Raw genomic sequence first — 12716 nt, forward strand, 5'->3', positions numbered from 1 at the left:
TCAGCTCTTTGTTTAGCTAATCAAGAGGAAGCTACCTTTAACTTTTTAAATTCTTCTGTCAGCATCGGTACCACTTCGAATAAATCACCGACAATGCCATAATCGGCTACACCGAAAATACTAGCTTCTGGATCTTTGTTGATCGCAACAATAATTTTTGAATTGGACATACCGGCTAAATGCTGGATCGCTCCGGAAATTCCGCAGGCAATGTACAAGTCAGGCGTAACAACCTTCCCTGTCTGTCCAATTTGCAGTGAATAGTCGCAATAGTCCGCATCGCATGCGCCGCGGGAAGCACCGACCGCTCCGCCGAGCACATCAGCCAGCTCCTGCAGCGGCTTAAAGCCTTCTTCACTTTTGACACCGCGTCCGCCAGCAACAATTACTTTTGCTTCTGATAAATCAACGCCTTCTGACGTTTTGCGAACGACCTCCTGAATAACGGTGCGAATGTCTGTAATGTCTACAGTGACAGGGTAGACATCTCCTGAACGGGATTCATCCTTCTCAAGGGGCGAAATATTGTTTGGACGTACAGAAGCTAGCACAAGCCCTTCGCTCACTTTTTTTGTCTCAAAGGCTTTCCCTGAATAAATCGGACGGGTAAAAATAACCTCTCCGCTCTCTTCTTCAACTGCCGTTGCATCAGAAATTAACCCTGCCTGGAGTCTTGATGCAATTTTCGGCGATAAATCCTTCCCAAGTGCCGTATGGCCAAAGATAATAGCCTCTGGATTTTCCCGGTCCACAACCGCAAGCAATGCCTGCGAATAACCGTCCGATGTGTATTGTGCTAACTTTTCGTTTTCTACGGTGGCCACACGGTCTGCTCCATATTGAATAAGCTGCTCCGCAAGGCTGCTAACCGATTCCCCTATCAGCACCCCGACAACTTCGCCACCCTGTGCAACTTTTTTACCTGCTGCAATCGCCTCAAACGAAACGTTTCTTAGTGCCCCATCACGTACTTCTCCCAATACCAATACTTTTTTTGACATGTTGATCCCCTCCTGTCCAGTTTATCCTTTAAATGACCTTTGCTTCGTTATGCAGTAAACTTACAAGCTCTTGCACCTGATCGTTTAATTCCCCTTCCAAAATGCGACCAGCTTCTTTTTTCGGCGGCAAAAAGACGTCAATGGTTTCCGTTTTTGCTTCTACATCGTCCTCATCAAGACCCAAATCGTCCAGCTCCAGCTCCTCAAGTGGCTTCTTTTTCGCTTTCATGATCCCTGGCAGTGAAGGATATCGCGGATCATTCAACCCTTGCTGCGCCGTTACAAGCAATGGCAGTGTTGTTTGAATTTTCTCGGAATCTCCTTCTACATCACGAACGATGTGAACGCTTTCACCTTCGATTTTAATATCCGTAATTGTGGTCACATAAGGAATGCCAAGCAGATCAGCTACTCGCGGGCCCACCTGCCCACTGCCACCATCGATCGCCACATTTCCTGCGATAATCAAGTCTGCTTCCTTGTCTTTTAAAAACTCAGCTAGGATCTTTGCTGTTGTATATTGATCGCCGCTTTCGACATCATCTTCCGTATTGATCAATACGGCTTTGTCAGCTCCCATTGCCAATGCGGTCCGTAGCTGTTTTTCTGCTTCCTCGCTACCGACGGAAACAACCGTCACCTCACCGCCTTTGTCATCGCGAATTTGAATCGCTTCCTCAACGGCGTACTCATCATACGGATTGATGATGAACTCTGCTCCGTCCTCTTGAATTTGGCCATTTACCACACTGATTTTCTCTTCGGTATCAAAAGTTCTTTTTAGAAGTACATAAATATTCATAATTTCCCCTCCCGCTTTATTCTTTTCTGTTCATTTGAAAGATTGAAAATATTTTTTCGGAAAAATGAATTACCCCTTAAACTCCGGCTGTCTTTTCTCAATAAAAGCGCTAATCCCTTCCTTGGCATCTTGAGACTCGAATACTTCACCGAACAGCTCTGCTTCTCTCTCTGCCCCTTTGTAATACTCGGCATGCTTTGAAAAATTAAGCAATTCAATCGTTGCTTTCATGCTAATTGGACTTTTAAGAGCAATTTTAGCGGCCATTTCGCGCGCCTTGGAGAGCAATTCTTCCTCCGGATAAGCGTGATTGGCCAGCCCTAATTGAGCGGCCTCTATGCCGGTAATTGGCTCACTCGTCAGCAGTAATTCTGCCGCTTTTGCAGTTCCGACATATCGCGGAAGACGCTGTGATCCCGCAAATCCAGGAACGAGTCCAAGGGAAAGCTCTGGCAAGCCAAGTCTGGCCTGTTCTGAAACAAGACGGATATGACAGCTCATCGCCAATTCCAGACCGCCGCCAAGCGCTGCGCCATGAATAGCGGCGATAACCGGTTTTGAAAAATTCTCAATCCGTTCAAATACTCGCTGCCCACGAGCAGCAAGCTCAGTGAATTCTTTGCCGTTGCTTACTGTTGTAAATTCCTTAATGTCTGCACCGGCTGAAAAGAATCTTCCTTCTCCGCTGATAAGAACGACACGGACTTCATGATCTTGTTCGATCTCGCTGAACGCTTGCTCAATGTCAGCGATCAACGCACTCGAGAGAGCATTAGCCGGCGGTCTTTGAATAAGAATTTCTGCCGTCCGGCCCTCTCTTTTCCATGATATGTACTCCATTTTCTTACCTCCCCTTGTGCCTGACAATAGATCAGTGAATAGAAAAACCATTTAGCAGCATATCCCCTACTTCAGGAGCAAGCGCTGGAAGAGAATACTTTTGATCATTCATCACCCAGGTTGTAACCGTTTCGTCAATCGTTCCAAAAATCATTTGTCTTGCAAGCTGAACGTTCAGTGACGGCCTGAATTCATCTTTCTCGATGCCTTCCTTTAATATTTCATCAATCAGCAACAAATAGCCTTTCAGCACGGCATTAATTTTCAGGCGAAGTTCTTTATTTGATTGTCTAAGCTCCAGCTGGGTGACTACAGCTAAATGCCTGTCTTCTGACAACATGGTAAAGTGATGGTCCACCAATAATAATAACTTCTCCGCGGCTGTGTTTTTTCCTGCTAAAGCTTCTTGAATTTTCTTCACAAAACTTCCCATTTTTTCTTGAAACAATGAAATTAATATGTCTTCTTTATTTTTAAAATACAGATAGATTGTGCCGTCTGCGACTCCAGCTTGCTTGGCTATTTTTGCAACCTGAGCTTGGTGGTAGCCGTTTTCTGCAATCGCTATAACAGCAGCATCTATAATTTGGTGGTATTTTGGTTTGTTCCTTTTCACAGGCTGCCCCCTCCCAATCTTTCAGCATCAATAAAATGAATGACTATTCATTCATGTTTTTATCTTACCGTTTTAAGAAAGAAGAGTCAAGAGGGGACAAGCAGTTTTCTTTTGGTTCTACTTAGCTTGTTTTCTCTTGTTTCCTTTTTTCTTCATCCACTAATGTGCGTCTCAAAATTTTACCGACGGCTGTCTTCGGCAGCTCCTTTCGGAATTCATAGATTCTTGGTACTTTGTAAGCGGCCAGATGGGCGCGCGCAAATATATTTAATTCCTCTTCTGTCGTTGAATAGCCGTCTTTTAAGACGATATAGGCCTTCACCGTTTCACCGCGATATGAATCTGGCACGCCTGCCACTACGACCTCCTGTATCGCCTCATGCTCATATAACACCTCCTCGATTTCTCGAGGGTAAATATTGTAGCCGCCTGCAAGGATCATATCCTTCTTTCTATCAACAACAAAGAAATAACCATCTTCATTCATATAGCCGACATCCCCGGTTAATAGCCAGCCGTTCTTGAAAGCCATTTCCGTTTCTTCCGGCCGGTTCCAATACCCTTTCATCACTTGCGGGCCCTTAATTACAATTTCTCCAACTTCTCCTGGCGGCAGGACCTCTCCAGTCTCCATCGATAAAATAGCTGCCTCTGTATCCGGCCAGGGAACACCGATGCTGCCTTTTACCCGCTCGCTATCCCATAGAAAGTTTGAATGAGTGACCGGGGAAGTTTCAGATAGCCCATACCCTTCCACAAGCTTTCCTCCAGTAACTCTCTCGAACTTTTGCTGCACTTCTGCAGGCAGCGGTGCTGAGCCACTAAGACATGAGCCAATGGAAGATAAGTTGTATTTCTTCAAATCAGGATCATTTAACAGGGCAATATAAATCGTGGGGGCACCCGGAAATAGTGTAGGGCGTTGCTTTTCAATAGTCTTTAGTGTCGTCTTTACATCAAATTTAGGCAAAAGCACCATTTTATAAGCTTGCATAATTGACAATATCATAACTGTGGTCATACCGTATACATGAAAGAATGGCAAGATCCCTAAAATTACTTCTTCTCCTTTTTTACACTTATACATCCATGAAGCACACATTGATGTATTGGCGATAAGGTTTTTATGAGTAAGCATAACACCTTTCGGAAACCCCGTTGTTCCTCCAGTATATTGGATCAGGGCAAGATCCTCATTAAAACGGAAAGGAACGGTTAGCTCTTCGGCTGACTCCCTTTCCATGATGCGTGTAAACTCATGATTTGTCCCCCGCTCTTCCACATACACTCTCAACCCCGTTTGTTTTGTCTGTATAAAAGGATAAATAATATTTTTTGGAAAGGGGAGATAGTCCTTGATAGCGGTTACAATAATATGCTGCAAGTTTGTATGTTTCATTACCTGCCGTACACGAGGATATAAAATGTCCAAGGTGATAACTACGATGGAGCCTGAGTCCTTCATTTGATATTCGATTTCTCTTTCCGTATACAGAGGATTTGTCTGAACGACGATTCCCCCGGCATACAAGACGCCGAAATAACTGATCACTGCCTGCGGACTATTAGGAAGCATAATCGCCACCCGTTCTCCTTTTTTAACACCGAGTTTTTTCAAATAGCGCCCCATTTTCAAAGAAGATTCATATACTTCCTTAAATGTTAACTCTTTTCCCATAAAATGAATAGCTATTTTGTTGGGGTGCTCTTTTGCTGCTTTTGTTAAATACGATTGAACAGGCTGTTCTTCATAGGTAAGTGAAGCGGGTATCTCTTCCGGATAATTCGCAAGCCAAGGCCGAATACTCATTTCCATCCCTCCCCGTTCATTTTGAATATTAAAAATATTCCTTTCAATTATAAACCATCTAAGAAGGCTTTGCCATATGGAAAAGGCAAAGCCCAGTGACAAACCGTTTCACTTTTACAAACAAAAAGCTGGAGACCCTTCGTTTTATTTATTATTAGTCCTCATCCGGACGTCCTCCGATGATAATATCCGGATCATCATTTTACCGTTTCTTGAGGTTGCCCTGATTAGGATGGGGTAGTTATATTCGTTTTTAAATGCAAAATCCGGCCCCCACCAGCTAACTGTAGCATCTTTTCCCGGCGGGACATACGGGACTCTTCTACTATGTGAATAACGCTCAACAATTTGAATCCCCTTTACATTTACCGCATTAAACAATGTGGAAGAAACCTGGCATATCCCTCCCCCAATATCTTCTGCAAGCTCTCCCTTTACAATGACTGGCGCGCGCTTATATCCTTTCGCTTCTGTGCGTTCGCCAACCACTTTATTAAAGGAAAACGTCTCTCCTGGAAACAGCACATAGTTATTAACCGCCTTTGTTGCAAGAAAAATATTGTAAGAACGTTCCTTGTTGCTTTCCGCAAAATAAGTAGTGAAGCGGCCAATTTCCCTCGTGCTAATTTCTGCCAACAGCTCGCTGTCAACTTTTGGATAAACTCCTTTCTTCGGAATGGCTATTGCGGTTGATTGGCCCCCATAAAAAAAGGTGTAAAATTGCTTGATGAATTTCTCTCGGTCAAGAGCTGTTCCTGACTGTGCAGGAACAATTTCTCCTCCTTCATTCAAGGTAGCGTTGACCGGTTCCTTATACACTTTTTTGTCTAAACGATTCATGAATACTTGCAGCTTGTTTAAGTCCATAAATGAGGTTTCTGTTGGAAAAAGAAGAAAATGATTACGCGTAACGGTCTCATTTATATTTTCATCTGTAACGGTAAAACTCTGTGCTTGAGGCACAAGCGGAGATACCGCCAAAAGTAAAAGAAGCATAAAAGCAATTTTTTTTATCATGACATGACCTCCTCTGCTTAGTATTAGTGGCAGAGAAAATTTCATGTATGGTAAAGATATTTCAAACAGTTAGTTAAGGAACTTTCATGAGTTAGAAAAGAGCCGACATCGGCTTGTAAAGCGCAACAATGTCTTTCTTCTTTTTAGGCGTTATTTTACCTCCTCCTATCAAGGCCTATCATCTAGGGTCAATTGGTATATTTGGCGGGGGCGCCCTTTATTGACTGGCTGCTCCTCTCCAATGATTCGGGCGTAGTTATGTTGCTCAAGCTTGCTTAAAATTCGGCGCGCACTTCGCGATGTAATCCCAAAACCATCGGCTAAATCGCCGGCAGTGATCGTTTTATTTCCGCAGCTTTCATTAAATGAAATTAACTTGTTGATCGTTCCAATACTTAATCCGGCTTGTTTGGCAATCAAAAGCCGGCTAGGGTCCTTGCTACGCACTGTATATTCCAGTTGGAAAGGTTCTCCAACTGGACCGTGCACTTTCCCATCTGATTCAACAACAAAACAGTTGCTATTGCCGGTAGATTTAGCTTTAGAAAAAGCCTCGTTCGCTTTTAGTTCTGCTTCGTTTGCTGTATGTCCAAATCCAATCCCAAAGAAAACAGGGATATTTAACTTGTTGCGCACAGGTTGCAGCATAGGAAATTTTCGAAAAGATTGGGTATGCTGCTCGATCTCCCCTCTCGTCGTAATAAGCCGGATGTCACCCTGTTCTGACCAGTCACTTAAAGCTTGGATATCTTCTCCGTATTGAGTAATAATCTGTTGTAACATTTCTTCTCTTTGCTTACTAGTGTGTTTAGCTACACTCTCCTTCGATTGGTCGGCCTTGCGATTAAAACCGACAATCATGATGGCAATTTGGCTTTCCGTTTGGTAGAGGCTTTTCCCTTCAAGCAATACTTGCTGTAACGTATGGCGAATAGCTGATTTTGCTGGTGTAACTCGAAAAACAGGGATCTTCATTTTTTTTAGCTTTTCATAAACAAGATAATAACTCGTCATAGCCGACACAATTTTCCCTTGCTTCCATAATTCATAATGAAAATGAAAAAGTTTGTCCAGATCCTGATAAAGCTTGCATTTCTTTTTATACATTTTTTCGACGTTGATCTCTAACTCTTCTAAGCACTCCTGCGCACCTGTTTCAGGAAGGTAATCAATGCTGAAATATAATTTATCCGCACTCACCCCTGTTTGCTTAAAAGCCATAAAAAGCCCCCGGTAAAAAGAAGCTTCAGTATACGGAATAAAAATCATTGGCTTATTCAACTCCATAGCGAAGTGATTTAAATAATCACGCGCCAATAAATAAGGGACAGGGGCCGCAAATAATAAAATATCTGCCTCCTCATGATACTTTTCCACCAGCTCTACTACCTGATCTGGATGAGTATAAACGGCTTGAAGCAAATCGAGATCTTCAAACTGTTTTCCAACCATCATTACTAGTTCCACCAGGTCAGGTGCCCCGAATACAGCTACTTTAATCTTCAAATATGTATCCCCCCTCTCTCTCATTTCTGAATATTATAAATATTTTATCATGAATTGATTTTTATGTATTAGACTCCGTAATAATGAGTGTTTATTTGCACTCCAGCCGCGTCGCTTTCAACACAATCCTCTCTCTCCGTCATTCTGTAGAATATTGAATGATGCCCTTGACTCCACACCATGCATGACGGAGTGCCTTCGCAACTCCCATGCAAATATCAATACGGATATTTATAGATCCCTGTACGAAAAAGTAATAAAAAGCTGGTGTTCCCTATCCGAGAACACCAGCTCCTGTCAAATATTATACAGGAATGACTGAAGATGAACTTTTTAACCATTCCTTTATTTAGCTGCAACAGGCGGTGTGCCTTTAAACTCCTCCTTGGATTTAGCATCTGAACCATTTGATTTCCGTGCCACAGGCTCTTTTCCTGCTGATTGTTTTTTCGTAACCATACTTACTATATAAGTCACAATAAAGTTCAAGACAAGTGCAATCAATCCTATATTTATGTTAAACAGATTGATTTCAATCAAGTGCATACTTAAGGCAAATACGTTACCGGTAATTAAGCCAGCAGCTATTCCCAATGGTTTGATGGTACGGGAGAAAAAGATAGCCAATAACCCCGGCAAAAATTGTCCATATCCATAGTATGCTGTATTGATTAAATTTAACATTAAGCTTGGTGCGAGCAAGGTTAGTGCCATTGAGCATAAAAGATAAAGAACAACGATCGTTTGCACCCATTTTCTTTGAGAATTTTCCGGAACGGCTGGCATTAAATTTCTCGAGACGAGTCCACCGACAGTTAAACTTGTAATCGCCAGCACCAAAATTCCAGAAAGAGCGGCCCCCGCGGCTACAAGTCCAACCGCCCATTCGGGAAGAATAGACATTACAGTAGCCATAAATGCTTGGTTAGGATTTTGCAAATTTGGAATATGGACTAAAGCAAAGTAAGAAGAGAGAATTAAGAAAGGATACATCAGCATATAAAGCGGCATAAATCTTTGTGTTTTTTTGATTGTTCCCTCCGATTTGCCAGTAAAAATGACGGATGCAATAAGCGGCATGCAATATAAAGCTAATGCTTGAAAGAAAATGGTTGTCAAACTGAAAACTAAACTTTCAGGCTGGTCTATAGTCACTGAGGCCCCTTGTTCTTTTGCCATGGAAAATAGGTTAGAAATGCCGTTCGCTTCCCTAATAACAGCTATCCCCGCAATAATAATAGCTAGGAACATTAAAATGTCCTTTAAAATAGAAATCATTGCTGGAGCCTTCACACCTGACACTGAAATATAAAGAAAAGCTATACATCCAGCAATGATGACCGCTGCTGCAGGTGACAAATTAAAGCCCAAGGAGCTAAGGGCAACAATGAGCCCCTCGAATTGCAGCTGTCCCCAAGGAATCAAAAAAAGCAACGCAGATAACGTCACTACCAATTCTAAACCGCGGTTGGAATAGTGACCTTTAAATAAATCGGGAATCGTCATTGCCCCATACTTCTTGCCTGTTCTCCAAAGCAACGGAGCGAAAAAATAGCCAATAGGGTACGCTAATAGAATGTAGCCTAAAAACCATAGTCCATAGCTTGGGCCTTTTGCATAAATACCTCCCGGAAAGCCGATCATCGTCCCTATGCTATATATTTCCCCCACCGCCAGAAAGAAAAGTAGAATCCCGCTGAATGACCGGCCTCCAACCAGGTACTCTTCCACATCCATTTTCTTCTTTTTCCCACGGCTATTTAGTGCGATGCCCAATGACAAAAGTAAAATGAATCCGAAAACGAAAACTGTCATCATTCACTACCCCTTTTTTGTCAATTTTTTCCATCCTTGTATTGATGCCGGTCAAAGAAGTGCCAAGAGAGGCAAAGACAAAGAGTAGTCAACGGAAACCAGAGAAATATCCAAAAATAAAGAATAGGGAACCCTAGAACGCTCACATCCGCTGTAGCAATAAACGGAACAACTCCCAAAATCGCCAGGAACGGTATGCCGATACCGATGAACAAACTTCCTATTTGACGTGATGCCAACGCCATCTCCACCTTTCCGCTGATTCAGCAAAAACTCGTTTACCTACTTAAGAAAACAAATAAATTTAGCCTTCTGCAGGACTTCAGGTTCCCATAAATGGGTAACTACAATACACACATTTTATTCTCGTAGACTACACCGCCGTCGATCAACGTGGCCATGATTTCAATATCTTTAATTTCTTGCGGCTGAACTTTTGTAGGATCTTCTGCCAGAACGGTAAAGTCCGCTCTTTTTCCTAATTCAATGCTGCCGGAATGTTGTTCATCAAAATTAAGCACAGCTCCCCACATCGTCATCGACTTTAAAGCATTTTCTACATCACATGTTTGATCTGCTCCTAATACTTTGCCCTCCTTCGTTAAACGGTTGACTGCCGCCCAAACGGAAAACAGCGGAGAGATAGGAGTCACCGGACAGTCTGAATGTAGCGTAAACAGTAGATCACGATCCAGCGCATCTTTTATTGGATTTATTCTGGCCGCTCTTTCCGGTCCGAGAAACAGTTTTTCATGACGGTCTCCCCAGTAATAAACATGATTAATGAAAAATGAGCCGGCTACACCTAATTTCTTCATTCGGTCCAGATCGGCCGTTGTCGCTGTTTGCACGTGCTCAATGCGATGGCGATGGTCTCTGCGGGGATGATTAGTTAAAGCAAACTCAAAAGCATCTAAATTAGATGCGATCGCCCGGTCGCCATTGCCATGTATTGTCACTCGATAACCGCGTTTGTGCAGATCCAGCACTTCTAAATTAAAATCCCTCTGCTCATGGATCAAGTCACCATATAACTCAGAATTGCTATAATAAGGCTCTCGCAACGCTGCCGTCAGCCCTTGAATAGATCCATCTTGAAACAATTTAGCACTGTCCAGACGAGCTCTTCCTTTAGACCGAAGACGGATATCTTCATCCAGTTCTTTGGCGGATACCCCTCCAAATGCATTATTCTCTCTCAGAAGATGGTGCATAATCATTAATTGCATACGCATAGGATTTTGCCCCCCGGCTACTGCCTGGATATGGGCTTCAAGTTCCTCTATTCCTATGTTCAGTCCAACACCGGCATCTGTATTTGTCGTGATCCCCTGAGCTAGATAATCTGTGGATGCTTCTCCTAATAAGGAAACTAACTCCTCTACGGAAGGAACAGGGATTTTTGACTCAATCAGACTCATAGCTGGAAGCTCGTACAATACACCATTTAATTTTCCTGCTCCATCTCTTCCAAAGTGGCCTCCTGGCGGATCGGTTATTTGCTCATCTATTCCAGCGAGCCTTAGCGCAGCAGAATTGACAACAGCAAAATGGGCAGAGATGTGCCTAATTAAAACAGGATGATGAGGAACAACAGCGTCCAATTCCTCACGGGTCGGGTGACGCTTCTCTTTCAGGAGAGTATCATCGTATCCATAGCCCAAGACCCATTGGTTCCTTTTAGTTTTCTGCGCTAATTGCAAAAGCTGACCTTGGATATCACTAATGCTTTTATTGAGCGGACTGCTGCAATTCGCTTGCTGGCGAAATTGGGCATACATTAGCAAGTGATTATGCGTATCAATAAAACCTGGAAGCAGCGTGCCGCCCTTTAAATTGATGACTTGCGTATGTCTTGTCAATTCAACATCGCTCTTTGGCGGTTCAGCTTCCGGCCAAATCCCGCTAATACGGCCGTTCGTTACAGACACAGAGCCCCCGCGTCGTCCTTCCTTATCTAAAGTAATCACATTAGCATTTGTCAATAAAACATCCGGTTTAATCATCATAAACCACCTTCTTTTGTTTCATTTGCTCATCCCTCTCCTTTTTTATTCAAATCAAGGTATGACTCATCTTGTATGCGTTTGCAAAAAGAAAAAATATTCTGATTTTTCTTTTAAACAATGGTAATAAAAATAATAATTTCTTACAATAACCATAAGTGGACCTTTATTAGAACTTGAGAAAGAAAAGCTTGGAAATATGTAATTTCGGCTTTTTGATTCAGCGATCTCATTAAATATTGTTTAAAAGCTTATATTTGTATATGATTCACAAGTAGGAAAGAAAAACATTGTGTACGGGGGGAGACTTGTGAAACTTTTTAGAAGAATAATAAAGAGCAAGATTAGTTTAGTTCTTGTCTTATTAGTAATTTTTGTGTATGTCAACAACAGCTCACTGTTCGTAACAGAAAGGGAAGGCAAGCCGTTGCTGATCGCACATCGGGGAGTGGCACAAACCTTCGATCTTGCAGGCGTGGAAAATGATACATGTACAGCGGAAAGAATTCACCCGCCTGAACATGAGTTTCTCGAAAACACTATTCCTTCAATGAAAGCAGCTTTTCAAGCAGGAGCAGACATTGTCGAATTGGATGTACATATAACGAAAGATAATCAGTTTGCTGTTTTTCATGATTGGACACTAGATTGCCGAACAAACGGTACCGGCGTAACCCGTGACTACACGATGGCTGAATTGAAAAAATTAGACATCGGCTACGGTTACACAGCGGATGGCGGAAAAACTTACCCTTTTAGAGGAAAAGGTGTCAACCTTATGCCTTCCCTTACTGAAGTGATGAATCAATTTCCCAACAAGCCATTTCTCATTCATATAAAGAGTAATGACCCTAAGGAAGGGGCTCTGCTTGCCAAATATTTGTCCGATTTTTCTAAAGAGCGTTTAAAACAGCTGACTGTGTATGGCGGCGATGAACCGATAGCAGAATTGCAGAAACAAATGCCGGAATTGAGAGTGATGTCAAAACAAACAATGAAGGCCTGTCTCATTCCTTATATTGCTTCTGGGTGGAGTGGTTATGTCTCTAAAGACTGTCAGAATACTGAAATTCATGTTCCAGAGAAGATTGCCCCCTTCCTTTGGGGATGGCCGGATAAATTCCTTAACAGAATGGACAAGGCCAACGTCCGTACAATTATTGTCGGCGGCAACGGCAGCGATTTCTCCTCGGGCTTTGATTCTGAAGAAGATTTAAAGAGACTTCCGCAGAATTACACAGGCGGCATTTGGACGAACACCATAGAGAAAGTTGGAAAGATTTATAGTAAACAATAAGAGGGG

General features: G+C 42.6%; 11 protein-coding genes. 1 reads left to right on the forward strand and 10 read right to left on the reverse strand.

Annotated elements, in window-relative coordinates:
* Positions 1-20: 20 nt before the first annotated feature.
* The 10 genes from ACH0BF_RS17730 to ACH0BF_RS17775 form a co-directional block, all read right to left on the reverse strand.
* The gene (locus ACH0BF_RS17730) at positions 21-1001 is read right to left on the reverse strand and encodes an electron transfer flavoprotein subunit alpha/FixB family protein (protein ID WP_120033526.1); all 981 of its coding nucleotides are present in this window, start codon (positions 999-1001) and stop codon (positions 21-23) included.
* Between the two features lie 28 nt (positions 1002-1029).
* Positions 1030-1803 (reverse strand): electron transfer flavoprotein subunit beta/FixA family protein, encoded by a 774-nt coding sequence (locus ACH0BF_RS17735; protein ID WP_120033528.1) that lies wholly within the window; start codon positions 1801-1803, stop codon positions 1030-1032.
* Positions 1804-1872: 69 nt separating this feature from the next.
* Positions 1873-2643: an enoyl-CoA hydratase gene (locus ACH0BF_RS17740; protein WP_120033530.1), complete on the reverse strand. Its 771-nt coding sequence runs from the start codon at positions 2641-2643 to the stop codon at positions 1873-1875.
* 31 nt (positions 2644-2674) lie between these two features.
* Positions 2675-3259 carry a fatty acid metabolism transcriptional regulator FadR gene (locus ACH0BF_RS17745; protein ID WP_120033532.1) on the reverse strand — a complete coding sequence of 195 codons (585 nt, stop codon included), beginning with the start codon at positions 3257-3259 and terminating at the stop codon, positions 2675-2677.
* A 121-nt stretch (positions 3260-3380) separates the two neighbouring features.
* Positions 3381-5069: a long-chain-fatty-acid--CoA ligase gene (locus ACH0BF_RS17750; RefSeq protein ID WP_120033534.1), complete on the reverse strand. Its 1689-nt coding sequence runs from the start codon at positions 5067-5069 to the stop codon at positions 3381-3383.
* A gap of 144 nt (positions 5070-5213) precedes the next feature.
* Entirely contained in the window at positions 5214-6086 is an 873-nt protein-coding gene (locus tag ACH0BF_RS17755; RefSeq protein ID WP_340853064.1) for a VanW family protein, read from the reverse strand.
* A gap of 168 nt (positions 6087-6254) precedes the next feature.
* Positions 6255-7592, reverse strand: a complete 1338-nt coding sequence (locus tag ACH0BF_RS17760) for a helix-turn-helix domain-containing protein (protein ID WP_120033538.1) — start codon at positions 7590-7592, stop codon at positions 6255-6257.
* 345 nt (positions 7593-7937) lie between these two features.
* The gene (locus tag ACH0BF_RS17765; protein WP_406909904.1) at positions 7938-9410 is read right to left on the reverse strand and encodes a sodium:solute symporter family protein; all 1473 of its coding nucleotides are present in this window, start codon (positions 9408-9410) and stop codon (positions 7938-7940) included.
* Positions 9411-9427: 17 nt separating this feature from the next.
* Positions 9428-9646, reverse strand: coding sequence for a DUF3311 domain-containing protein (locus tag ACH0BF_RS17770; RefSeq protein WP_406909905.1), 219 nt, complete (start codon positions 9644-9646; stop codon positions 9428-9430).
* Between the two features lie 105 nt (positions 9647-9751).
* Complete coding sequence (locus tag ACH0BF_RS17775) at positions 9752-11416, reverse strand: amidohydrolase (protein WP_406909906.1); 1665 nt, start codon at positions 11414-11416, stop codon at positions 9752-9754.
* Positions 11417-11723: 307 nt separating this feature from the next.
* Between ACH0BF_RS17775 and ACH0BF_RS17780 the strand changes: the two genes are divergently transcribed.
* Positions 11724-12710 carry a glycerophosphodiester phosphodiesterase family protein gene (locus tag ACH0BF_RS17780; RefSeq protein ID WP_120033545.1) on the forward strand — a complete coding sequence of 329 codons (987 nt, stop codon included), beginning with the start codon at positions 11724-11726 and terminating at the stop codon, positions 12708-12710.
* Positions 12711-12716: the final 6 nt, after the last annotated feature.

The organism is Pseudobacillus sp. 179-B 2D1 NHS, assembly GCF_045370945.1.
In the GTDB taxonomy this organism is placed as follows: domain Bacteria; phylum Bacillota; class Bacilli; order Bacillales; family Domibacillaceae; genus Pseudobacillus.

Excerpts from the sequence above, each read along its gene's own strand:
- ACH0BF_RS17730 (WP_120033526.1), bottom strand. The coding sequence starts at position 1,001 with ATGTCAAAAAAAGTATTGGTATTGGGAGAAGTACGTGATGGGGCACTA.
- ACH0BF_RS17735 (WP_120033528.1), bottom strand. The coding sequence starts at position 1,803 with ATGAATATTTATGTACTTCTAAAAAGAACTTTTGATACCGAAGAGAAA.
- ACH0BF_RS17740 (WP_120033530.1), bottom strand. The coding sequence starts at position 2,643 with ATGGAGTACATATCATGGAAAAGAGAGGGCCGGACGGCAGAAATTCTT.
- ACH0BF_RS17750 (WP_120033534.1), bottom strand. The coding sequence starts at position 5,069 with ATGAGTATTCGGCCTTGGCTTGCGAATTATCCGGAAGAGATACCCGCT.
- ACH0BF_RS17755 (WP_340853064.1), bottom strand. The coding sequence starts at position 6,086 with ATGATAAAAAAAATTGCTTTTATGCTTCTTTTACTTTTGGCGGTATCT.
- ACH0BF_RS17765 (WP_406909904.1), bottom strand. The coding sequence starts at position 9,410 with ATGATGACAGTTTTCGTTTTCGGATTCATTTTACTTTTGTCATTGGGC.
- ACH0BF_RS17775 (WP_406909906.1), bottom strand. The coding sequence starts at position 11,416 with ATGATGATTAAACCGGATGTTTTATTGACAAATGCTAATGTGATTACT.